This is a genomic window from Streptococcus suis (assembly GCF_002964575.1).
Taxonomy (GTDB): Bacteria; Bacillota; Bacilli; order Lactobacillales; family Streptococcaceae; genus Streptococcus; species Streptococcus suis_R.
The window spans coordinates 12,593-35,390 of sequence record NZ_POQQ01000050.1 but is presented as its reverse complement, the minus strand read 5'-3'; the positions used below and the strand labels follow the sequence as shown (position 1 = coordinate 35,390).

Annotated in this window: 20 protein-coding genes; 17 read left to right on the top strand and 3 right to left on the bottom strand. The window is 44.6% G+C overall.

Translation table 11 applies throughout. The features are described 5' to 3' along the window. Positions 1-44 precede the first annotated feature (44 nt). Genes C1E58_RS06885 through budA form a run of 3 tightly spaced genes read left to right on the top strand, consistent with a single transcriptional unit; the run spans position 45 to position 3,153 of the window. Positions 45-1,214, top strand: a complete 1,170-nt coding sequence (locus C1E58_RS06885; protein WP_105209847.1) for an AI-2E family transporter — start codon at positions 45-47, stop codon at positions 1,212-1,214. Next, positions 1,204-2,433 carry a tetratricopeptide repeat protein gene (locus C1E58_RS06880; protein WP_105209846.1) on the top strand — a complete coding sequence of 410 codons (1,230 nt, stop codon included), beginning with the start codon at positions 1,204-1,206 and terminating at the stop codon, positions 2,431-2,433. Before C1E58_RS06885 ends, C1E58_RS06880 begins: the two co-directional genes overlap by 11 nt. A gap of 3 nt (positions 2,434-2,436) precedes the next feature. Then, on the top strand, positions 2,437-3,153 hold the full coding sequence (gene budA / locus C1E58_RS06875) for an acetolactate decarboxylase (protein WP_105209845.1): 717 nt from the start codon (positions 2,437-2,439) through the stop codon (positions 3,151-3,153). 26 nt (positions 3,154-3,179) lie between these two features. Here budA and C1E58_RS06870 read toward each other — a convergent pair whose 3' ends face one another. Further along, the gene (locus tag C1E58_RS06870) at positions 3,180-4,838 is read right to left on the bottom strand and encodes an Rqc2 family fibronectin-binding protein (RefSeq protein ID WP_105209844.1); all 1,659 of its coding nucleotides are present in this window, start codon (positions 4,836-4,838) and stop codon (positions 3,180-3,182) included. A 716-nt stretch (positions 4,839-5,554) separates the two neighbouring features. On the opposite strand from C1E58_RS06870, the gene trpX reads away from it, so the two are divergent. The 10 genes from trpX to C1E58_RS06820 all read left to right on the top strand — a co-directional run bounded on the left by trpX (position 5,555) and on the right by C1E58_RS06820 (position 15,806). Further along, positions 5,555-6,556: a tryptophan ABC transporter substrate-binding protein gene (gene trpX, locus C1E58_RS06865; RefSeq protein ID WP_105209843.1), complete on the top strand. Its 1,002-nt coding sequence runs from the start codon at positions 5,555-5,557 to the stop codon at positions 6,554-6,556. A 14-nt stretch (positions 6,557-6,570) separates the two neighbouring features. Further along, complete coding sequence (locus C1E58_RS06860; protein ID WP_105209842.1) at positions 6,571-7,437, top strand: ABC transporter permease; 867 nt, start codon at positions 6,571-6,573, stop codon at positions 7,435-7,437. Next, positions 7,434-8,192, top strand: a complete 759-nt coding sequence (locus tag C1E58_RS06855; RefSeq protein ID WP_105209841.1) for an ABC transporter ATP-binding protein — start codon at positions 7,434-7,436, stop codon at positions 8,190-8,192. The genes C1E58_RS06860 and C1E58_RS06855 overlap by 4 nt, the downstream gene beginning before the upstream one ends. 366 nt (positions 8,193-8,558) lie before the next feature. After that, positions 8,559-10,220, top strand: a complete 1,662-nt coding sequence (locus tag C1E58_RS06850) for a ribonuclease J (protein WP_105209840.1) — start codon at positions 8,559-8,561, stop codon at positions 10,218-10,220. A 60-nt stretch (positions 10,221-10,280) separates the two neighbouring features. Next, a complete protein-coding gene (locus tag C1E58_RS06845; protein WP_105209839.1) occupies positions 10,281-11,057 on the top strand; it encodes an alpha/beta hydrolase in 777 nt (258 codons plus the stop codon). Between the two features lie 65 nt (positions 11,058-11,122). Beyond that, the gene (locus C1E58_RS06840) at positions 11,123-11,818 is read left to right on the top strand and encodes a M57 family metalloprotease (RefSeq protein WP_105209838.1); all 696 of its coding nucleotides are present in this window, start codon (positions 11,123-11,125) and stop codon (positions 11,816-11,818) included. Between the two features lie 10 nt (positions 11,819-11,828). Then, positions 11,829-12,194: a hypothetical protein gene (locus tag C1E58_RS06835; protein ID WP_105209837.1), complete on the top strand. Its 366-nt coding sequence runs from the start codon at positions 11,829-11,831 to the stop codon at positions 12,192-12,194. Between the two features lie 100 nt (positions 12,195-12,294). Further along, positions 12,295-14,193 (top strand): ABC-F family ATP-binding cassette domain-containing protein, encoded by a 1,899-nt coding sequence (locus C1E58_RS06830; RefSeq protein ID WP_105209898.1) that lies wholly within the window; start codon positions 12,295-12,297, stop codon positions 14,191-14,193. Positions 14,194-14,545: 352 nt separating this feature from the next. Further along, positions 14,546-14,977, top strand: coding sequence for a helix-turn-helix domain-containing protein (locus C1E58_RS06825; protein WP_238142252.1), 432 nt, complete (start codon positions 14,546-14,548; stop codon positions 14,975-14,977). Between the two features lies 1 nt (position 14,978). Continuing rightward, entirely contained in the window at positions 14,979-15,806 is an 828-nt protein-coding gene (locus C1E58_RS06820; RefSeq protein WP_105209836.1) for a putative RNA methyltransferase, read from the top strand. Between the two features lie 38 nt (positions 15,807-15,844). On the opposite strand, the gene gatD is transcribed toward C1E58_RS06820, so the two are convergent. Then, positions 15,845-16,630: a lipid II isoglutaminyl synthase subunit GatD gene (gatD, locus tag C1E58_RS06815; RefSeq protein WP_105209835.1), complete on the bottom strand. Its 786-nt coding sequence runs from the start codon at positions 16,628-16,630 to the stop codon at positions 15,845-15,847. After that, positions 16,630-17,973 (bottom strand): lipid II isoglutaminyl synthase subunit MurT, encoded by a 1,344-nt coding sequence (gene murT, locus C1E58_RS06810; protein WP_105209834.1) that lies wholly within the window; start codon positions 17,971-17,973, stop codon positions 16,630-16,632. Before murT ends, gatD begins: the two co-directional genes overlap by 1 nt. A gap of 182 nt (positions 17,974-18,155) precedes the next feature. Between murT and cdaA the strand changes: the two genes are divergently transcribed. From cdaA to C1E58_RS06790, 4 genes are all read left to right on the top strand, one after another. After that, positions 18,156-19,016, top strand: a complete 861-nt coding sequence (gene cdaA, locus C1E58_RS06805) for a diadenylate cyclase CdaA (protein WP_105113348.1) — start codon at positions 18,156-18,158, stop codon at positions 19,014-19,016. Then, positions 19,000-19,704 carry a YbbR-like domain-containing protein gene (locus C1E58_RS06800; protein ID WP_105209833.1) on the top strand — a complete coding sequence of 235 codons (705 nt, stop codon included), beginning with the start codon at positions 19,000-19,002 and terminating at the stop codon, positions 19,702-19,704. The genes cdaA and C1E58_RS06800 overlap by 17 nt, the downstream gene beginning before the upstream one ends. 15 nt (positions 19,705-19,719) lie before the next feature. Beyond that, positions 19,720-21,069, top strand: a complete 1,350-nt coding sequence (glmM, locus tag C1E58_RS06795) for a phosphoglucosamine mutase (protein WP_105209832.1) — start codon at positions 19,720-19,722, stop codon at positions 21,067-21,069. Between the two features lie 144 nt (positions 21,070-21,213). Beyond that, entirely contained in the window at positions 21,214-22,758 is a 1,545-nt protein-coding gene (locus C1E58_RS06790) for an ABC-F family ATP-binding cassette domain-containing protein (protein WP_105209831.1), read from the top strand. Positions 22,759-22,798 lie beyond the last annotated feature (40 nt).

The window sequence follows — 22,798 nt, the reverse complement described above, 5'->3', positions numbered from 1 at the left end:
CTATTAAATGATACAATAGAGAAAAAGAATGAGGAGCGATTGATATGGATGAGCAGAATCAACGATTTAGAATGTCCTGGTTTTTTAAGTGGTTTGTGAACAACCAGGCTGTTACATTTTTCCTAGTGACCTTGTTGGTCTTATTGACCGTTTTTGTATTTACCAAGGTCAGCTTTTTACTGAAGCCCATTGGGAGTTTTATTGAAATTATTCTCTTGCCTATGTTGTTGACGGGCCTGTTATACTACCTCTTAAATCCGATTGTAGATTGGTTGGAGAAATATAAAATTTCACGGACAGCTGCCATTTCGGTATTATTTGTATTGATTGGTATGCTTTTGGTTTGGGGCTTGGCGGTGGCCATTCCAAGTATTCAAGGGCAGGTGGTTTCTTTCGCCCAGAATCTTCCATCTAATATTCAGAAGCTTGAAGGTCAAGTGACAACCTTGTTGGAAAATGAGCAATTTGAACAGTTTCGCCCAACGGCTTTGGAAATATTGAATAAGGTCAATGACCAAATTGTTTCCTATGCACAGAAATTTTCTTCCAGTGCGGTTAACTGGGCTAGTAGCTTGATTTCAACGGCCTCACAGATTATCGTGGCCATCTTGATTATGCCTTTCATTCTCTTCTACCTCTTACGAGATGGTCAGCATTTGAATGGTCATGTCACCCAGTATTTGCCAACTAAATGGCGTTCATCCGTCAGCAAGGTTTTGACAGATGTCAATAGTCAATTGGCAAACTATGTGCGAGGGCAAGTAACGGTGGCCATCATTGTTGCCCTTATGTTCTCCTTTATGTTCTCGGTAATTGGTTTAAGCTATCCTATCACCTTGGGTGTTATGGCCGGTTTCCTCAATCTGATACCTTACCTGGGCTCGTTCTTAGCCATGATTCCAGCCGTTGTACTCGGTTTGATTGCTGGACCTGTGATGTTGGTCAAGGTCTTGATTGTCTTTATGGTAGAGCAAACCATAGAAGGTCGTTTCGTGACCCCGCTCATTATAGGTAGCTCTTTGAGTATCCACCCCATTACCATTTTGTTTGTCTTGTTGACGGCAGGTCAGATGTATGGGGTACTGGGGGTTCTGCTAGGTATTCCAATCTATGCTTCTATTAAGGTCTTGGTCAAGGCTGTATTTGAATGGTATAAGGTCTACAGTGGTCTATATGAAAAAGAAGGAGAAACTGAAGAAGTTCATGAACAATAGTGAAAAAATGTTGGCTTGTTTGGACCAGCAGGATTTAGCCAAGGCAGATAAGTATTTCAAGCGGGCCTTGGCAGAAGATGACAATGACACACTTTTGTCCTTGGCTGCCTATCTGGAAAGTATTGGTTTTTTCCCCCAGGCTGCACAAATCTATGATCAGCTCAAGGAAACCTATCCTGAGGTAGTCCTCAATCTGGCTCAGATTGCTTTTGAAGATGGTTTGGTCGAAGAAGCCTTTGCTTATTTGGAGGAAATCTCAGAAGACAGTCCTGCCTATGTGGAAGCCTTGTTGGTCAAGGCAGACTTGTATCAGGCGGAAGGATTGTCAGATGTGGCGCGTGAAAAATTGCTAGAAGCCAGTCACTTATCAGATGAACCCATTATCCTCTTTGGCTTGGCGGAATTGGACATGGAATTGGAATATTTTAAGGAGGCTATTTCCTACTATGCCCAGATGGATAATCGTGAAATCTACGAATTAACAGGGGTTTCGACCTATCAGCGAATTGGGCTTGCCTATGCAAGTTTGGGGAAATTTGAAGCGGCCATTGAATTTTTGGAAAAGGCTGTTGAGTTGGAATACGATGATCAGACTGTTTTTGAATTGGCTGCTCTGCTATTTGAACGAGAAGAATACCAAAAGGCCAATCTCTACTTCAAGCAACTGGATACCATCAATCCTGATTTTGAGGGCTATGAATATGCCTATGCCCAATCTCTCCATGCAGAGCATAAGATTGAAGAAGCCTTGGCCATGACGGAAAAAGGTTTGGCGAAAAATGACTTTGATGCCAATCTCTTGCTTCAGGCTTCCCAGTATGCCTATGAATTGCATGATGTGGAGGCTGCTGAAGACTATCTGCTTCAGGCAAAAGAGGTGGCAGATGATAGTAATGAACTAGCTCTGCGCTTGTCCAATTTATATCTTGAGCAGGAACGCTATGACGAAGTTCTTACCCTCATTGATGAAGAGGTTGAGAATGTCTTGGCGCGTTGGAATGTAGCAAAGGCCTATCAGGCATTGGAAAGGGAAGAAGAAGCCCTTGCTTTCTATGAGGAATTAGCTGGGGATTTAGCGGAAAACCCAGAGTTTCTGGCAGATTATGTAGCCCTTTTGCGCCAGCTTGGTTATTTGGATCAGGCAAGAGAGCAGGCAAATCGTTATATCCAGTTGGTGCCAGATGACTTGGCTATGCAAGAATTTTTAAATGAAGAGTAGGTTATGCAAGTAAAGCGATTATTTCAATACAATACACTCGGTGCCTTGATGGCAGGACTTTACGGAGGATCTTTGACAGTTGGTGAATTGTTGGAACATGGTGATTTGGGTTTGGGAACCCTGGACTCTATTGACGGTGAGCTGATTGTTTTAGATGGAAAGGCCTATCAGGCCAAGGGAGCAGGGGAGAAACCAGAAGTGGTTGAAGTTCCTGCCGATATGAAGGTTCCCTATGCGGCGGTTATTTTCCATGAAGCAGAAGTGATTTTTAAACAACGCTTTGAAATGACTAGCGATGAATTGCACCAGCGGATTGAATCCTATTATGATGGAGAAAATCTTTTTCGTTCTATCAAAATCAAAGGGACGTTTTCACGGATGCATGTCCGTATGATTCCTAAATCGGCTTCGGATGTTCGCTTTGCGGAGGTGGCTAGTCGTCAGCCTGAGTATACCGCTGAGAACATTTCGGGTACTATTGTTGGTATTTGGACACCAGAGATTTTCCATGGTGTCAGTGTGGCAGGTTATCATTTGCATTTTATCTCAGACGATTTGACCTTTGGGGGTCATGTCATGGACTATATCATTTCACAAGGAAATATCGAGGTTGGCCCAGTCGATCAGCTGGATCAACGCTTTCCAGTTCAGGACCGCCAGTATCTGTTTGCTAAGTTCAATGCTAAGGAAATTAGAGAAGATATTGATAAGGCGGAGTAGTTATAAGTAGCAAAAAAATCCATGAACTAGATTTTCATGGATTTTATTTTGTCTTCAGTTGGGGTGACACGGAGGGTTTTCTGACCGCGGTAGGTCACAAAACCTGGCTTGCCACCTGTTGGTTTATGGAGCTTCTTGGATTCAATCATATCGACTTGAACCAAGTTAGAATGCCTTGCCTTGGAGAAGTAGGCGGCTAGTTCAGCAGCGTCTGTCTTGACTTCGTCGCTGGGGTCCAAGTTATCTGTGATAACCACATGACTGCCTGGAATGTCTTTAGCGTGGAACCAAAGTTCGCCCTTTTTAGCCATTTTGAAGGTCAATTCATCATTTTGCAGGTTATTTTTTCCAACCAGAATAATGGTCTTCCCGTCCGTCGCCAAGTATCGCTCAGGTTTCTGACGCTTGTGGATTTTCTCACGGTGGCGACGCTTGAGGTAGCCTGTTTCAATCAACTCCTCACGGATTTCGTTGATTTCTGCTAGACTTGCCTGTCCCAGCATGGTGTCAACGGACTCCAGATAGACAATGGTTGCCTTGGTCTCCTCAATCAAGTTGGTCAGGTGCTTGACCGCCTCCTTGAGTTTCTGGTACTTCTTGAAGTAACGTTGGGCATTTTGGCTAGGCGTCAAAGCCACATCCAACTCAATTTCCAGCTCCTGGCCCGTATAGTAGTTGTCTAACCGCACACTTGGCTGGTCATTGGGCACCTGATGCAGATAGGTGGTCAAGAGCTCGCCCTTTTGCCGCACCAACTCCGCAGTCTCCGTATCCGCCAATTCCTGCTCCTGCTTGACCAGCTTCTTGCGATTCTTCTCCAGCTCACTGGCGACCCGCTTGATCAGCTCATTGGCCTGCTGGGCCACCCGATCCCGCTCCGCCTTGTCCTGATAGTAGAAGTCCAGCAGACTGCTCAGGCTCGCAAAGTGTGGCTGGTTTTCAGGGCTATTGGCAAATGGCAGAGCAGCATAGGACTTGTCTGTCAGGCTAGGTTGTGTTGCTTGGTCAAAAAAGGCACGGAAGTTCTTCAGGCGGTCTGACTGCAAATGACTGGTCAATTCAGAAGCCGTATCCCGACCCAAACCTTGAAAGGACTGTTGGAGATTTTTTGGACTCAGTTCCTGAGTCGATAAGATTTCAAACAATTTTTCGTCAGATACCGTGTAAGGATTGAGAGAATGCGTCTCCGGTGGACGAATGTAGGTGGAGCCTGGCAAAATGGTTCGGTAGGAATTTTGCGAGAAACCAACGTGCTTGATAGCCTCGATAATTTTCTGTTCAGACTTATCTACCAAGATGATATTGCTGTGCTTGCCCATGATTTCCACAATCAAGGTAGCTTGGATATGGTCGCCAATCTCATCCTTGTTGGACACGGAAAATTCTAAGATGCGGTCATTGTCCAACTGACGAATGTCCTCGATAATGGCACCCTGCAAGTATTTCCGCAGAATCATGGTAAAGGTATTGGGGACCTTTGGATTGGTAAAGTCCGATTGAGTCAGCTGGACCCGCCCGAAAACTGAATGGGCGGACAGGAGCAACTTATGGCTCTGACGGTTGCTGCGGATGTTCAGGACAATTTCCTGCTCAAAGGGCTGGTTGATTTTCTGAATCCGCCCACCTTCTAAATTGGCCTGTAATTCAGCCGTCATGTGATGTAAAAAAAATCCGTCAAAAGACATGGTTTTCCTCTTTCTAATCGCTTTAACTCAGTCTAGTATACCATAAATCAGTGACTTTTTGATGAAGGGGACAGAGTAGGTTAGGAAAAATTTTCAGAAAATTTAATCAAAAGTCTTGACAAAGTCTTTGGGATGCCGTATAATCGTCTGTAATCAGAAGAAGTAGTAAAGCAGAAGTCTTCAGGGAGCCTGTGGTGCTGAGAACAGGTGGCGGAGTTTTATGAAATGGGCTGATGTGCATTTATGTCTATTTTATGACGTCGTTAGTCGGTCTTGCCGTACCACCAGTACTGCCTTCACCCGACTGCCTAGTCCTAAAATGCCCTAAATTCACAATGATTGTTTGCTGTAACTTACTTTGAGTAATTAGTCCAAACAGTCACGCAAATGAACTTAAAACAATGATAGTTCGGTCCGCACACCTTACAGTGCAACTCCTTGTTAGAGGAGATGAGATATGGGAGGATTCTAGACAATTCCCATAAGTGAGGTGGCACCGTGTCATTGACGCCCTCGCATACTGTTTTTCAGTATGCGGGGGCTTTTCCTTGTCTTTGTAGATTGTAGTTTAATTGAAAAAACGGTATACAGATAATGACATTCTACTTTGACTATGGTAGATAATACGAGGTAATCAAAATGAAACGATGGCGATGGTGGAATAAAATAGTGAAGACGTAGAGATTGGATAGTGTGTATTTTAAAGGAGAATGAATATGTTAAAAAATAAAAACTTACTTGCTACAATTATTGCCCTTACTGTGATGGTGGTTGCTGCCCTGTTTATGACGCAAAAAGAGCAGAGCAGTCAGTCTGCTAGCTCTGAAAAAGTTAAAATTGGTGTTCTGCAGTTTGTGACCCATGATTCACTAGATGAGATTTACAAGGGAATCAAGGCCGGACTAGAAGAAGGTGGTTATTCAACAACAGACAATCTGGAGATTGATTTTATGAATGCTGAGGCTGACCAGTCTCAAGTTCAGACCATGAGTAAAAAATTGGTGGACAATGGCAATGAGCTTTTGATTGGGATTGCAACACCTGCTGCACAAGGTTTGGCAAATGCGACGACAGAGTTACCAATCATCATGGGAGCTGTAACAGACCCAGTTGGTGCAAACTTGGTGACAGACTTGAAAAATCCTGGTGGCAACATCACAGGGGTATCTGACCAAACACCAGTTGCAGACGCTGTTTCTCTCATCAAAGAAATCACACCAGATGCAAAAACAATCGGTGTCCTCTATTCTTCTAACGAAGACAATTCAAAAATTCAAGTAGCAGAATTTAAGGCTGCAGCGGAAGAGGCTGGCTATACTGTTCTGGAGTATGCAGTGGCTTCAAGTAATGAATTGGCTTCTACAGTAGAAGTAGCAACCAGCAAGGCAGATGTACTCTTCACACCAGTAGACAACACAGTTGCCTCAGCATTTTCAACTGTCGTCTCTGTGGCCAATAAAACCAAAACTCCGATTTTCACCAGTGTAGAAGACATGGTAGAGGGCGGCGGTATCGCATCTGTAACTCTTAGCCAATATGATTTAGGTGTGGCAACTGGTAAAATGGCTGCGAAAATCTTAGACGGTGCAAATCCAGGGGATACACCAGTACAAATCTTCAATGAAGGTACTATTGTGGTCAACCAGAAAGTTGCTAAAGAATTAGGAATTACCTTGTCAGATGATATAATCAATCAGGCAAGCAAGGTTATTGAATAAGACAAAGGAAAGTTATGATTGTATCAACAGTTTCACAGGCTCTCTTATGGGCTGTACTAGGAATGGGAATATTTGTCACCTTTCGGATTTTGAATTTCCCAGATATGACGACAGAGGGCTCATTTCCACTGGGAGGAGCAGTTGCAGTGACCCTGCTGACACAGGGAGTTCATCCTATCATGGCAACGCTGGCAGCCGTTTTGGCAGGTTGCTTGGCAGGTTTGGTCACAGGCTTGCTCTATACCAAGGGAAAAATTCCTACTCTATTGGCAGGTATCTTGGTCATGTCTTCCTGTCACTCCATTATTCTCTTTATCATGGGACGGGCAAATTTAGGCTTGTTAAATACTAGTCGCTTGCAGGATTTGCTTCCATTTTCAGAGCAGGTGAATGGTCTCTTGCTTGGTTTGGGCAGCATTGCTCTAGTCATTGCTTGTTTGATGTTCTTCCTTTATACCCGACTTGGGCAGGCCTTTATCGCAACGGGGGATAATCCAGATATGGCTCGCAGTTTTGGTATCAATACCAGTCGCATGGAATTATTAGGCTTAGTCCTCTCAAATGGGATCATCGCACTTGCTGGTGCCTTGATTGCCCAACAAGAAGGCTATGCGGATGTGTCGCGTGGTATTGGGGTCATTGTGGTCGGTATGGCTAGTCTGATTATTGGTGAGGTCTTGTATGGAAATCTGACCATGTTGGAACGCTTCCTGGCCATTGCAGTGGGAGCTATCTTCTACCAGTTCTTGATTTTGGTGGTTATTTCCCTCGGTATCAATACCAGCTACCTCCGTATCTTCTCAGCCATGATTTTGGCTGTCTGCCTCATGGTTCCTGAGTTGAAAAATAAAGTCTTGAAAGGAGCTAGCCTGTCACGATGAAAGCAATTGTTGAATTAAAAAATGCCACCAAGGTGGTGACAAACGGTTTTGATGAAGAACGTGTGATTTTGGACAATGTCAATTTGACTATCTACCAAGGTGATTTTATTACCATTTTGGGTGGCAATGGGGCTGGGAAGTCAACCCTCTTTAATGTTATTGCTGGAACCTTGCCCTTGACTAGTGGTTCGGTCCATATTCTTGGTGAGAACGTGACCAATTGGCCTGCAGAAAAGCGTGCCAAGTATCTGGCCCGTGTCTTCCAAGACCCTAAAATGGGAACTGCTCCTCGGATGACAGTGGCAGAAAACCTGCTTATCGCTAAGTATCGTGGCGAGGGACGGGGCTTGGTGCCACGCAGATTGGCCCAACAGACCGAAGAATTTGCCCAGCTTCTGCCGAGAGTGGGAAATGGTCTGGAAAAACATCTGGATACGCCAGCAGGACTCTTATCAGGTGGCCAACGCCAGGCATTGAGTTTGTTGATGGCGAGTTTGAAACAGCCTGAACTCCTGCTCTTGGATGAGCATACTGCAGCTCTCGACCCTAAGACTAGCCAATCCTTGATGCAGTTAACAGATGAATTGATTGCGACCAAGGGAATGACGGCTCTCATGGTCACTCACCAGATGGAAGATGCTCTCCGTCACGGCAATCGCTTGATTGTCATGAAAAATGGTCAGATTATTCAAGACCAAACAGCAGAGGAAAAATCCAAGATGAAGCTGGAAGATTATTACAAGTTGTTTGACTAAAGTCTGGAGCAATCCAGGCTTTTAATATATCTTAAATTTTAGGAAGAACCGGTATCTTAATACCAAACTGTAACTAGAATTTAATATGATGTGAGCTCTGTTGAATTTCAGCAGAGTTTTTTGTAAATTTTCCTGAAAAAATGTATAATAGAAGCGATAGCTAAAATATAGTCTTTTAGTTTACTTTTAGTACTAGGCAACGAGCCGCAGGCATAACTGGAGTTAGGCAAGGCGAGTTAACGAAGTAATAAAAGAAAAACTAAATGACGATAAATAGCAGACTGTAATTCGACTTGGGCATCCCAAGGACCGTTGGTAAGAAAAAATAAGGTGGACACCTGTGGGATGTCCTAAAAAGGAGAAAAAATGAGTAGCATAAAAATCATGGCTCTCGGTGGGGTACGTGAAAACGGAAAAAACCTCTATATTGCCGAAGTAAATGAGCATATTTTTGTCTTGGATGCTGGTGCTAAGTATCCAGAAAATGAACAGTTGGGTGTCGATGTTGTTGTCCCAAACTTTGATTATTTGGAAGAAAACAAGCACCGTGTGGCTGGGGTCTTTTTGACACATGGACACGCGGATTCGATTGGCGCCTTGCCTTATCTCTTGGAAAAAATCAAGGTACCTGTCTTTGGCTCACATTTGACTATTGAATTGGCGAAATTGATTGTCAAGAACAATAATGCAACCAAGAAATTCAAGGATTTCCATGTTATCAATGCAGCGACAGAGATTGATTTTGGTGATTCTGTTGTGTCTTTCTTTAAGACAACTCACTCTATTCCAGAGAGTTTGGGGATTGTTGTCAAGACGGACCAAGGAAATATCGTCTATACAGGTGACTTTAAATTTGACCAAGCGGCTGACAAGTATTATCGGACAGACTTTGGTCGTCTGGCAGAAATTGGCTCTGAAGGAGTTTTGGCCCTCTTATCCGACTCTGCTAATGCGGATAGCAATGTGCAGTCAGCTAGTATGCATGAGGCTGGTGAAGAAATTCTCAATACCATTGCTGACTGCGAAGGGCGTGTCATCGTGGCTGCAGTGGCAAGTAATATTGTTCGTATCCAGCAGATTTTTGATGCGGCAGAGGCGACAGGTCGTCGTGTTGTTTTGACGGGGCACGATGTGGAAAATATTGTCCGTACGGCTATCCAATTGAAAAAACTTCGATTGGTTAGCGAGCGACTTTTGGTCAAGCCAAAGGATATGGGCAAATACGAAGACCATGAATTGATTATCTTGGAAACAGGCCGGATGGGTGAGCCACTGAACGGGCTTCGTAAGATGGCCATTGGTCGCCACCGCTATGTCGAAATCAAGGAAGGCGATTTAGTCTATATCGTCACAACTCCAAGTGTTTCCAAAGAGGCGGTAGTTGCCCGTGTTGAAAACTTGATTTACAAGGCTGGTGGAACGGTCAAATCCATTACAAAAAACCTGCGTGTATCTGGTCACGGCAATGCCCGTGATTTGCAGCTCATGCTCAATATCCTCCGTCCTAAGTATCTCTTCCCAGTTCAAGGGGAGTACCGCCAGCTAGATGCCCATGCCAAGGCTGCCCTTGAAATCGGCATGTTCCCAGAGAATATTATTATCGTCAAGCGTGGGGATGTCATGGTTTATGAAGATGGCGATTTTGTCCATAGCGGAGCGGTTCCTGCTGGTGATGTCATGATTGACGGAAATGCCATGGGAGATGTTGGAAATATTGTCCTTCGTGACCGTAAAATTCTCTCCGAAGATGGTATCTTTATCGTGGCAATCACTGTCAACCGCCGTGAGAAGAAAATCATTTCCAAGGCCAAGGTCAATACGCGTGGATTTGTCTATGTCAAGAAAAGTAAGGATATCTTGCGTGAGGCTTCTGATTTGGTCAATGCAACGGTGGAAAATTACTTCACCAAGGATAGTTTTGACTGGACAGAACTTAAGAGTGCTGTTCGCGATGACTTAGCTAAATTCCTCTTTGACCAAACCAAACGTCGCCCAGCCATTTTGCCGGTGATTATGGAAGTGAAATAGAGTTTTATAAATGCAAAGAGCCCAGGGCAACCCAGGCTTTTTCTAAATAAGGAGAAACATATGGCAATCATGAAAATAGAATACCATTCTGAAGTTTTGGATATGTCCAGACAGGTTACGGTCTTATATCCCGACCGAAATCGTGTGGAAAATCCTGATGATAACGACATTCCTGTCCTATATCTCTTGCACGGGATGGGAGGCAATCAGGATTCCTGGCTCAATCGGTCGACTATTGAACGCTTGGTTCGTTATACTAATCTGATTGTGGTTATGGTCAATACGGACAAGGCTTGGTACACCAATACCACCTATGGTATGAATTATTATGATGCCATAGCGCTTGAGTTGCCTCAAATCCTCAAGCGGTTTTTCCCAAATATGTCTGACAAGCGGGAGAAGAATTTTATTGCTGGCTTGTCTATGGGGGGATATGGGACTTTCAAGATTGCCATGATGACCAATCACTTTTCTTACGCAGCCTCACTTTCAGGAGCCTTGCAGGTTGATTTTACCAGTCCATCTGCCTTGGAATTAGGTAGTCCTGACTATTGGAAGGGTGTTTTTGGAGATTTAGATAATCCAGAAAATCCAAATCTACTGACTAATATTTCTAGATTTTCGGACAAGAAAACCAAGTTCTACGCCTGGTGTGGTGAGGAGGATTTTCTCTTTGAGGGGCATCAGAAGGCAGTCGGGGAGTTAAAGGAACTGGGGTTTGATATAGAGGCTAGTTATGGACCAGGTAAACATGAGTGGTATTATTGGAACCAACAGATTGAAAAGGTCTTGGCTTGGCTGCCCATTGATTTCAAATTGGAAGAAAGATTGTCCTAGAATTTAAGAAAAATTTCAGAAAATAAGACTATACTGAAATCTATTTCTAGAGAGAGGTATAGTGTATGAAATTTTTTGCTTCAATTTTTAAATGGATCTGGCGAACAGTTTGGAGCTTGGTTTGGCTCTCCATGGTTTTAATCGCATGTGGTTTGGGGATGTTGTTCTATTTTCAACAGGAAGCTGCGCCTCAGATGCTACAAACTTTGGCTCAGGAAGTACAATTGATGGTTAAAGGTCAATCTGAGGTCAGTATTGAAGAGGGTGTTGATACCATCAAACATCTGACTACTGATACGGTTAATACAGCTGACCATGGACGTTGGGAAACCAATACTGCGACTGTCTATATTGAAACCCAAAATCCAATATTCGTAGCTGCCTATGAAACGGCTATTGCCAATTGGAATGCGACCGGTGCCTTTACCCTAGTCCTTACCACAGATCCAAATCAGGCAGATATCATTGCTACTGAGATGAATGATAGCAATACCCAGGCGGCAGGTGAGGCCAATTCAACGACCAATTTATTGACAAATTATTATAGTTCGGTGACAGTTCGCTTGAATAGTTATTATCTCTTGAATGAGGAGTATGGCTATGATATGGACAGAATTATCCATACAGCTGAACATGAATTGGGTCATGCCATTGGTTTGGATCATGATGATAGTCAGGCTTCTGTTATGGAATCAGCTGGCTCTAATCATGGTATCCAGCAGGCAGACATTGATGCCGTAGTGGCCTTGTATTCAGAATAGAAGGGAAAATATGTTACGAACAATTACGAATACAATAAAACGTTACCCAGAGCAAGCCTTGCTCTTTCTCTATAATGCTGGGATTTTTGCATGGTTACAATCGACCAGTCATTCCATTATGGAACAAATCGGTATTGATAGCAGCTGGTTTGATAAAATTCCAGAACCTATCAAGGCTTGGACAGGTGCCAGTCTAGAGAGTATGCAGACCTTGCTCAATTCTTCCGCTTGGGGCTGGCTGATTGTGTCCATGCTTTTGATGATGGTTATCCGATTTGTTAAAGGTGTGATTAAGTTTGTCATCATGCTCATCATTATTGGTGGCGGTCTTTATCTGCTCTGGCAGAATAGGGAATTACTTAGCGGTTTGGTCTAAATATTTTTTGAGAAGGACAGTGGCTGAAAAGTTGCTGTTTTTTGCTGAAATCAGAAAAAGGATTCCGCACTGTTACCCTAAATTATGGTACAATATTGCTATGATTATTCTAAGTGGAAACAAGATTGAACGCTCATTTGCGGGCGAAGTTTTATTTAACAATATCAACATTCAAGTCGATGAGCGGGATCGGATTGCCCTTGTCGGAAAAAATGGGGCTGGCAAGTCAACTCTGCTCAAAATCCTTGTCGGAGAAGAAGCAGCGACCAGCGGAGAGATTTCAACCAAGCGTGATTTGTCTCTTTCCTATTTGGCACAGGACAGCCGTTTTGAGTCGGAAAATACCATTTACGATGAAATGCTCCATGTATTTGATGATCTGCGGATGACGGAGAAACGCCTGCGGTCTATGGAAGAGCAAATGGGCAGTCTTTCTGGTAATGAACTCGACCAGCTCATGAAGACCTACGATAGTTTGTCAGAGGAATTTCGTCTAGCAGGTGGCTTTAACTATGAGGCGGATATCCGTGCTATTTTGAATGGTTTTAAGTTTGACCAGACCATGTGGGACATGAAAATCTCCGAACTCTCTGGCGGTCAAAATACTCGACTTGCTCTGGCAAAAATGTTGCTTGAAAGCCCAGAATTATTGGTGCTGGATGAGCCAACCAACCACCTGGACATTGACACGATTGCTTGGTTGGAAAATTATCTGGTTCACTACAAGGGAGCCTTGATTATCGTCAGTCACGACCGGTATTTCTTGGACAAGGTAGCGACACTGACACTGGATTTGACCAAGCATTCCTTGGATCGCTATGTGGGTAATTATTCTCAGTTTGTTGAGCTCAAAGAGCAGAAGTTGCAAACGGAATTGCAAAACTATGAAAAGCAGCAGAAGGAAATTGCCAAACTAGAAGACTTTGTCCAGAAAAATATTGTCCGTGCCTCGACCACTAAGCGTGCTCAGGCTAGACGCAAGCAATTGGAAAAGATGGAGCGACTGGACAAGCCAACAACTGGGCAGAAGTCTGCCAACATGACCTTCCAGTCGGACAAGACTTCTGGCAATATCGTCTTGACGGTGGAAAATGCTGCGGTGGGTTACGATGGAGACATTCTCTCTCAGCCTATTTCCATTGACCAACGAAAGCTGGATGCCATTGCCATAGTCGGTTCCAATGGAATCGGAAAAACAACCCTGCTCAAATCTATCATCGGAGCTCTGCCATTTATCAAAGGGGAAGCTAAGCTCGGTGCCAATGTGGAAGTGGGCTACTATGACCAGACCCAGTCGGCCCTGACGCCTTCCAACACCGTTTTGGAGGAGCTCTGGTCAGCCTTTCCGACCACGCCTGAAGTGGAGATCCGCAACCGCCTTGGAGCCTTCCTCTTCTCAGGCGATGACGTCAAAAAGTCCGTATCTATGCTGTCTGGTGGGGAAAAAGCCCGCCTGCTACTCGCTAAGCTGTCCATGGAGAACAACAACTTCCTCATCCTCGACGAGCCGACCAACCACCTGGACATCGATAGCAAGGAGGTCCTGGAAAATGCCCTCATCGACTTTGACGGAACCCTGCTCTTTGTCAGCCACGACCGCTATTTCATCAACCGCGTCGCCACCAAGGTGCTGGAAATCTCGGAAACGGGCTCCACGCTTTACTTGGGCGACTATGATTATTATTTGGAGAAAAAGGCAGAGCAGGAAGCAGAAACCCAGCCTGACCAGCTAGAAAGCCCCAGCCAATCAGCCGGAGCCATGGACTACCAAGCCCAAAAGGAAAACCAAAAAGAGCAACGCAAATTGGCCCGCCGCATCGAGCAAATCGAGGCAGAAATTGAGAACATCGAAAACCGCCTAAGCGAGCTCAACCAAGCCATGCTAGAAACAAACGATATCGCCCAGCTGACCGATTACCAGAAAGAAATCGACCAACTGACAGCCAAACAAGAAAGCCTCATGGAAGAATGGGAAGCATTATCCGAGCAGATGGGATAGGTTGACAAGAAGTTGACACTAGCCAAAAAACCTTGATAAATCAAGCCTGCAAGCAGGTCTTGCGATAGAAAAAATCTGCCGCAAAATTCTCTTGCGGTCAAAAATAACATTTGCAAGCCAGCCTTTCTTTGCAAACATCGACCGACAAGCTAAGATAAGTATAGAGATTAGCATCACTTCTCGAAGGTGGTGTCAACATCTCAGCGCAGTGGTTGATTGGCAGATTTGTTCGTGTTGCACACTTCAAATCTGACCTAATCAACTGTGCGGGGGCGGGACGACGAACTCTTTTTCATTTTTCGAGTTCTGTCCCGCTCCCGAAAAGGAGAACGAAATGAACTTTGGATAACAAATTAAAGACTTACGGAAGAAGGAAGACTTGCCCCAGGAACAGTTTGCCCTCAAGCTCAATGTGACACGGCAGGCTGTTTCCAACTGGGAAAATGACAAAAACCTACCCGACTTGGAACTCTTGATTCTCATGTCCTCTGTCTTTTCAATCTCCCTAGATCAACTTATCTTAGGAGGAACTGACATGAACAACATGACAGAAAAACTAGTCAAGGACGGTCGTGAAGGCCGCCGTACCCAGATGCACCTGACCATTACCATTATCGGAAGCTTTCTCATCAAGGCCAATTCCGTCGAATATGTCGATGCCAACGGCATCCTGCATGAAAACTTCTACCTGCTCCCAGTCGGCTACTTGCTAGTTTTTACAGGAGCCCTTGCCTCGCTCCTATCAGGACTAGCCCTGCACCGCTTTAGAAAAGAAAATACCTAACATGACCAAACATCCACGTTTTAGCAATAGCGACCAATTTTTCGCCTGTCCACATTGTGGGCAGGCTCTTGGTCTTGACCTCAACAGCCTCCGCTGCCCCAACCGCCATACCTTCGACATCGCCAAGCAGGGCTACGTCAATCTGGCACCCCAGGTCAAGCAGTCTGCCAACTACCACAAGTCTAGCTTTGAAAATCGCCAGGCCTTTTTAGAGGCAGGCTATTACGATCATCTCTACGAGGCTTTGGAGGGGAAAATAGCAGAGCTGGGTTTGCAGTCAGTCTTGGACATCGGCTGTGGAGAGGGCTTTTATTCCCGCAAATTAGCCGAGAAAATGGACTTGGACATTCTTGCTTTTGATATTTCTAAGGATTCCATACTCCTAGCAGCCAGATCTGACAGTACCAAGTCAGTCAAATGGTTTGTCGGAGACTTGACCAAGTTACCGATTCAAGACAAGACCATTGACGGCATCTTGGACATCTTTTCCCCAGCCAATTATCAGGAGTTTGCCAGAGTATTGAAAGTTGGTGGGGCTATTCTCAAACTGGTCCCAGGACCCAATCACCTCAAGGAGCTCCGCCATTTAGCCAAAGACCAACTCCGAAAGGAGTCTTATGATAATCGTGATATAGTGGAGCATTTTAAGGCTTATGTGGGACAGGTTGAGGAGGTCTTTGTCAGTCGTACCCTGCCGATTTCTGCCGATCATGCTCAAGTATTGGCAGATATGACCCCTCTCTTTTTCCAAGTGGACCAGTCCAAGCTGGACCTGAGCCAGTTGACCGAGATTACGGTGGAGGGAGTGCTCTTGGTAGGAACTGAATAAAGAATGAAACCGCCTCTGATTTCAGAAGCGGTTTTGCTTTATTTCTCAAATTCTGCCTTGCTTTTCACATCGCCGTATTCTTCAGCGACTTCTTTGCTGAGGATGTCAGTATAGCTGGCAAGTTGGATGTCTTGTCCGTATTTTTTACGGAGGGCAGTTGTGACCAAGCGGTAGGCTAGGTTGGCATTTCGGGACAGGATGGGCCCGTGGAAGTAGCTGCCGAAGGTGTTTTTGTAATGCAGGCCTTCGCCACCGTCTTCCTTATTGTTGCCATTGCCATAGACAACCTTGCCCAGAGGTTTTTGGTTGTCAGCTAGGAAGGTACGGCCTTGGTGGTTTTCAAAACCATAGTAGGTTTCGTTGAATTCATCATTGTGAATTTTGATGTCACCGATGAAACGGTTATTGGTTTGGTTGAGGGTGTAGTGGCCCATGATACCTAGACCGTCAATCTTTCTACCGCCTGCTTCAATATAATATTGACCGAGCAACTGGAAGCCACCGCAGATAGCCAGCATGACGCCATCGTTTTCGATAAAGTTTGCTAGGCTGTCTTTTTTAGTCGGTAAATCCTTGGCTAAAATAGACTGCTCATAGTCTTGACCACCACCGAAAAAGGCGATGTCGTAGAAATCCTTGTCAAATTCATCTGTCAGTGAAACGATGTCCACCTGTACACGAGCCCCTAGCTTTTCAGCTACATACTTGAGCATGAGGATATTGCCATTGTCACCGTAGGTGTTCATCAAATCACCGTAGAGATGGGCGATGTGGAGATCATAAGTGTAGTCTTTTTCAGGACTTTTTAATGAAGTATAGACCATTATTTCATCTCCTTTCCAACGGCTTGGCGTTGAGCCAGCAAGTCACGGAATTCCAGCATAGCCGTATAGGTTGCGAGGATATAGGCATGCTGACTGCTGGACTGCTCAATCAAGGTCATGATGTCTTCCAGTTTTGGTGTTTCAGTAATCTGGTCCTCTGGATAGCCAGTCACACGGAGGCGACGGGCAATTTCAGACGAACGAACACCGCCTGCAAAGACTTGTGGAATGTCCATTTGAGTGATTTGTTCAAAGTCAGCATCCCAAATCCAGCTGGTATCAATTCCGTCAGCGTAGTTAGCATTGAGAAGAACAGATAGGCTAAAATCGTAAGGAGCCAGTTTCATCATTTCAATGGCCTGGGTTGCACCGACAGGGTTTTTAATGAGGACCAAGGTACAATCCTTATCACCGAGTTTAAAGGTTTCTTGGCGACCGAAGACTGCCTTGGACTTGTCAAATCCTGCCTTAATTTTCTCAGGTGCTACTCCGAAAAATTCTGCTACGCTGACAGCTGCTAGGGCATTGTAGATATTATAAAGCCCGCCGATGTTGATTTTGTAATCCTGACCGTCAATGGCAAAGGTAGAAGAAGTATTGGTGATTTCTTTTAGTTCTGTCAACTTGTAGTCCAGTTCAGGTCGGCTAAAGCCGCAGTTGCTACAGATGTAGCTGCCCAAGTTGGCGTAGGTATTGAGCTTGTACTGGATAATCTGGTGGCAATGCGGGCAGAGAACACCCTCGGTATTGTAATGGGCCAGACGTGGCTCATGCTCTTCCGTCGCAAAACCGTAGTATTTTACTGGATTGATAACGTTCGTCGAGTTGAAAAGCGGGCTGTCACCGTTGGCTAAAATGGTTGCCTGCGGAGCTTTTGCAGCCCCGTCCAAAATCATCTGGTAGGTGGTATAAATCTCACCATAACGGTCCATTTGGTCGCGGAAGATATTGGTAAAGACAATCAGGCTAGGCTTGATAAAGTCGGTTACACGGGCTAGGCTGGCTTCGTCGATTTCCAAGACGGCAATCTTCTTGCCGTTTTTGTTTTTCTTGGCAGATAAAAAGGTTGCCGTAATCCCTGTAATCATATTGGCACCGCTGGTATTGGTCGTGATTTCGCCAAAGGCTTCTTGAAGAATTCCAACGGTCAAGGCAGTTGTTAAAGTCTTACCGTTGGTACCTGTCACAACAACGACTTCATAATCCTTAGCCAAACTATCTAAAATATGTTTATCGAATGTGAGGGCAATTTTACCAGGCAAGGTAGTTCCTCGGCCCAGTTTGTTGAGGACAAACTGGCTGGTCTTCCCTGCGGCAATCCCTAATAAAGTATTTATTTTCATGGGACTATTTTATCATAAAGGTCAGGGATTTTCTAGAACGGAGTATGTAGAAATACTGATACATTTCTGATGACTATTTGTAATAAATTTAATCCTATCTTCATCCTTTTCTAAAAAAAGAAAGAAAAAATGTGATATAATAGAAACGTTACCATGTACGAGTTAGGAAGTATGAGAAACCTATGTTAAACTTAAGCCAGTTACTGGATGCTGGGTATTGGTCAAGTCTGATTGCTAGTCCTTGGGTAGCTATCCTACACTTGATTGACATCAGCATCGTTGTTTATTTGATTTATAATTTTAGTAAGGCTATTGCTGGTACGAAGATTATGACCCTCATCCGTGGGGTATTTCTCTTTATCATTGCACAACTTCTTGCTAGTTTATTTGGTTTGCAGACCATTGCCTGGTTGATCAATCAGGTCATTACCTATGGAGTTATCGCAGCAGTTGTTATTTTTGCTCCAGAACTGCGAGCCATGCTTGAAAAGTTAGGGCGGACGACCCATATTTTTTCAGCTAATACGCTCAGTAAGGAAGAAAAGCTCATTGATGCTCTTGTAAAATCTGCAGCCTATATGTCACCGCGTAAAATTGGAGCACTTGTGGCAGTGGAGCAGGCTCAAACCTTGCAAGAATATAGGGCAACGGGTATTTCGTTGAACGCAGATATTTCGCGTGAATTATTGATAAATATATTCATTCCTAATACCCCCTTGCATGATGGAGCAGTTATTATCAAGGATGATAAGGTGGCGGTTTCCTGTGCCTACCTTCCCCTGTCTGAAAGTGCAGGTATTTCAAAAGAATTTGGCACTAGGCACCGGGCTGCGATCGGTTTGTCAGAGGTTTCAGATGCCTTTGTTTTCATAGTTTCAGAGGAAACGGGTAGTATTTCCATTGCTCATAATGGTAATTTCAAGCATGATTTGAGCTTGGAGGAATTTGAGGCTGAACTATGGACTATTTTCGGTTCTGACAATCAGGAGAAAAACACATTTTTGAAGCGATTGAGAGGTGGCAAACATGCAAGAAAAATTTAAAGCTGTAGGTCACTTACTTCTCTCATTATTCTTAGCGCTTTTGCTTTTTTTCTATGCGACTACTACCAACTATAAAAATTCGGAAACAGCCGCTCAGAATACGGAGTCAGAAACCTATGTTCATACCTTAAATAATGTACCGATAGATATTGAATACAATACCAGTGAGTACTTTATTTCAGGTTTCTCATCAACAGTGACTGTTGAGTTGAGAGGATCCAATCGAGTGCTTTTGCAACGGGAATCCGATGAATCTACACGAACTTTTCAAGTTGTCGCAGATTTGAAAGAGATGAAGGCAGGCACCAATATTGTAAAACTCCAATTAGCCAATCTGCCAGCAGGAGTGACCGCGACCCTAGCACCAGATGCCATTACGGTTAATATTGGTAAAAGAGTTAGTAAGGCCCTGCCTGTAGAAGCTAAAGTTTATAGCAATCAGTTGGCAGAAGGTTACAGCCTTTCTAAGGTTTCGGTCAATGTAGATACTGTAAAAGTAACGACAGATGAAGAAACCATGGCTAAGATTGATCGAATTGAAGCCATTGCTGTAGATGTGAGCAATCTGTCAACAAATTATAGTGGAACAGCTAAGTTACAGGCTGTTGATAGCGACGGCAATGTCTTGCCAGTTGTCTTGTCACAGACAGAGGCAAACATGCAAATTACATTAACAAAAACGAAATAAGAGGTAAATTTTAAAATGGGTAAATATTTTGGTACGGATGGTGTCCGTGGAGAAGCAAACGTAGAATTGACGCCGGAATTGGCTTTTAAACTTGGTCGTTTTGGTGGCTATGTCCTCAGTCAGCATGAAACAGATGTTCCCCGTGTCTTTGTGGCGCGTGATACTCGTATCTCAGGTCAGATGTTGGAAGCTGCCTTGGTAGCGGGGCTTTTGTCAGCTGGAATTCATGTCTATAAGCTTGGTGTGCTTGCGACCCCAGGTGTAGCTCACTTGGTCAAAACAGAAAAAGCGAGTGCTGGTGTTATGATTTCTGCCAGCCACAACCCTGCCCAAGACAATGGTATCAAATTCTTTGCAGGCGATGGTTTCAAGTTGGATGATGCCTTAGAAGCAGAAATTGAAGCCCTCTTGGATGCCGAAGAAGATACCCTTCCTCGTCCCTCTGCACAAGGCTTGGGCGATGTAGTCGATTATCCAGAAGGTTTGCGTAAATACGAATCCTTCCTTGTATCGACTGGTATCCAGTTGGAAGGCATGAAAGTGGCCTTGGACACTGCCAACGGTGCAGCCTCAACTTCTGCCCGTCAAATCTTTGCAGATTTGGGAGCTGATTTGACAGTTATGGCTGAGAACCCAGATGGTTTGAACATCAACGAAGGAGTTGGGTCAACCCACCCAGAAAAACTGCAGGAATTGGTGAAAGAAACTGGCAGTCAAATCGGACTTGCCTTTGATGGTGACAGTGACCGCTTGATTGCTGTCGATGAAAATGGTGACTTGGTTGATGGCGACCGTATCATGTACATCGTTGGTAAGTACTTGGCAGACAAGGGCTTGCTTGCTAAAAATACCATTGTAACAACGGTTATGTCTAACCTTGGTTTCCATAAGGCTTTGGACCGTGAGGGGATTGAAAAAGCTGTGACCGCAGTCGGCGACCGTTATGTTGTCGAAGAAATGCGCAAAGGTGGCTATAATGTCGGCGGTGAGCAGTCTGGACACGTCATTCTCATGGATTATAACACCACAGGAGATGGTCAGTTGACCGCTGTGCAATTGACCAAAATCATGAAAGAAACTGGTAAGAAATTGTCAGAATTGGCAGCAGAAGTATCTATTTACCCACAAAAATTGGTCAATATCCGTGTGGAAAACAGCATGAAAGACAAGGCGATGGAAGTGCCTGCTATTGCAGCTATCATTGAAAAAATGGAATCAGAAATGGCTGGCAATGGTCGTATCTTGGTCCGTCCAAGTGGTACCGAGCCACTCTTGCGTGTTATGGCAGAAGCACCAACGGATGCTGAAGTCGATTACTATGTGGACACCATTGCCGATGTGGTCCGTGCAGAAATCGGAATTTAAGTAGAAATCAATCATTCGTTTAGCTGATTTCATTGTCTGGATCACAAGATTGAGTAGGTGGCTAGTAGTTACTCTCAAGACAGTGAAAATAAAAATAAAAAACTGGAGTTGCTTGCTCCAGTTCTTTGATGTTATGAGGAAATTATGAGTATTTTAGAAGTAAAGAATTTAAGTCATGGATTTGGTGACCGCGCCATTTTTGAGAATGTTTCCTTCCGTTTGTTGAAGGGGGAGCACATTGGTCTTGTTGGTGCCAATGGTGAGGGAAAATCAACCTTCATGTCCATCGTGACAGGTCAATTGAAGCCAGATGAAGGCAAGGTAGAATGGTCCCGCTATGTAACGGCAGGTTATTTAGATCAGCATGCTAAACTAGAAAAAGGCCAGTCTGTCCGTGATGTCTTGCGAACAGCCTTTGATGAACTGTTAAAAACCGAGGCTCGTATCAATGACATTTACATGTCCATGGCAGAAGAGGGAGCGGATATGGATGCCCTCATGGAAGAGGTTGGTGAACTGCAAGACCGTCTGGAAAGCCGTGATTTCTATACGCTGGATGCCAAGATTGACGAAGTGGCACGGGCTCTGGGCGTTATGGATTATGGTATGGACAAGGACGTGACGGAGTTATCAGGTGGCCAACGTACTAAGGTTCTTTTGGCAAAATTGCTCTTGGAAAAGCCTGACATCTTGCTTCTGGATGAGCCGACCAACTACCTGGATGCCGAACACATTGACTGGCTCAAACGCTACTTGCAGAACTACGAAAATGCCTTTGTCTTGATTTCGCATGATATTCCTTTCTTGAATGACGTGATTAACATTGTCTACCATGTGGAAAATCAACTCTTGACCCGTTACACAGGGGATTATTACCAGTTCCAAGAAGTTCACGCTATGAAGCGAGCTCAGTTAGAGGCTGCCTATGAACGTCAGCAGAAGGAAATCGCAGATCTGCAGGACTTTGTTAACCGTAACAAGGCCCGCGTTGCGACACGAAACATGGCCATGTCCCGCCAGAAGAAGTTGGATAAGATGGAGATTATTGAACTCCAAGCGGAAAAACCAAAGCCATCCTTTGATTTCAAAATGGCTCGGACACCAAGTCGCTTTATCTTTCAAACGACTGATTTGGAAATTGGTTATGACCGTGTATTGACCCGTAAACCGCTCAATCTTACCTTTGAACGCAACCAGAAGATTGCCATTGTCGGTGCCAACGGTATCGGTAAATCCACTCTTCTTAAAAGTTTGCTAGGGATTATTCCACCGCTCGGTGGTTCTGTGGAGCGTGGGGAGTATCTGGAACTAGGCTATTTCGAGCAAGAAGTTGCCGGAGGCAATCGTCAGACGCCACTGGAAGCCGTTTGGGATGCCTTTCCTGCACTGAACCAAGCGGAAGTACGGGCAGCCTTGGCTCGTTGCGGTCTGACTTCCAAGCATATCGAAAGCCAGATTCAAGTCCTTTCCGGTGGTGAACAGGCTAAAGTTCGCTTCTGCCTACTCATGAACCGTGAAAACAATGTGCTGGTCCTTGACGAGCCGACCAACCACTTGGATGTGGATGCCAAGGACGAACTCAAACGTGCCCTTCAGGCCTACAAGGGCTCTATCCTCATGGTCTGCCACGAGCCTGATTTTTATGAAGGCTGGGTGGATGATGTCTGGGACTTTAACGACTTGACATAAGGAAAGAAGCTATCGAAAGGTAGCTTTTTCTTTGTGCTTA

Coding starts and splice junctions, on each gene's coding strand:
- budA (WP_105209845.1), top strand. CDS start 2,437: ATGCAAGTAAAGCGATTATTTCAATACAATACACTCGGTGCCTTGATG.
- trpX (WP_105209843.1), top strand. CDS start 5,555: ATGTTAAAAAATAAAAACTTACTTGCTACAATTATTGCCCTTACTGTG.
- C1E58_RS06855 (WP_105209841.1), top strand. CDS start 7,434: ATGAAAGCAATTGTTGAATTAAAAAATGCCACCAAGGTGGTGACAAAC.
- C1E58_RS06850 (WP_105209840.1), top strand. CDS start 8,559: ATGAGTAGCATAAAAATCATGGCTCTCGGTGGGGTACGTGAAAACGGA.
- C1E58_RS06820 (WP_105209836.1), top strand. CDS start 14,979: ATGACCAAACATCCACGTTTTAGCAATAGCGACCAATTTTTCGCCTGT.
- C1E58_RS06845 (WP_105209839.1), top strand. CDS start 10,281: ATGGCAATCATGAAAATAGAATACCATTCTGAAGTTTTGGATATGTCC.
- murT (WP_105209834.1), bottom strand. CDS start 17,973: ATGAAAATAAATACTTTATTAGGGATTGCCGCAGGGAAGACCAGCCAG.
- C1E58_RS06860 (WP_105209842.1), top strand. CDS start 6,571: ATGATTGTATCAACAGTTTCACAGGCTCTCTTATGGGCTGTACTAGGA.
- glmM (WP_105209832.1), top strand. CDS start 19,720: ATGGGTAAATATTTTGGTACGGATGGTGTCCGTGGAGAAGCAAACGTA.
- C1E58_RS06830 (WP_105209898.1), top strand. CDS start 12,295: ATGATTATTCTAAGTGGAAACAAGATTGAACGCTCATTTGCGGGCGAA.
- C1E58_RS06840 (WP_105209838.1), top strand. CDS start 11,123: ATGAAATTTTTTGCTTCAATTTTTAAATGGATCTGGCGAACAGTTTGG.
- C1E58_RS06885 (WP_105209847.1), top strand. CDS start 45: ATGGATGAGCAGAATCAACGATTTAGAATGTCCTGGTTTTTTAAGTGG.
- cdaA (WP_105113348.1), top strand. CDS start 18,156: ATGTTAAACTTAAGCCAGTTACTGGATGCTGGGTATTGGTCAAGTCTG.
- C1E58_RS06800 (WP_105209833.1), top strand. CDS start 19,000: ATGCAAGAAAAATTTAAAGCTGTAGGTCACTTACTTCTCTCATTATTC.
- C1E58_RS06870 (WP_105209844.1), bottom strand. CDS start 4,838: ATGTCTTTTGACGGATTTTTTTTACATCACATGACGGCTGAATTACAG.
- C1E58_RS06880 (WP_105209846.1), top strand. CDS start 1,204: ATGAACAATAGTGAAAAAATGTTGGCTTGTTTGGACCAGCAGGATTTA.
- gatD (WP_105209835.1), bottom strand. CDS start 16,630: ATGGTCTATACTTCATTAAAAAGTCCTGAAAAAGACTACACTTATGAT.
- C1E58_RS06790 (WP_105209831.1), top strand. CDS start 21,214: ATGAGTATTTTAGAAGTAAAGAATTTAAGTCATGGATTTGGTGACCGC.
- C1E58_RS06835 (WP_105209837.1), top strand. CDS start 11,829: ATGTTACGAACAATTACGAATACAATAAAACGTTACCCAGAGCAAGCC.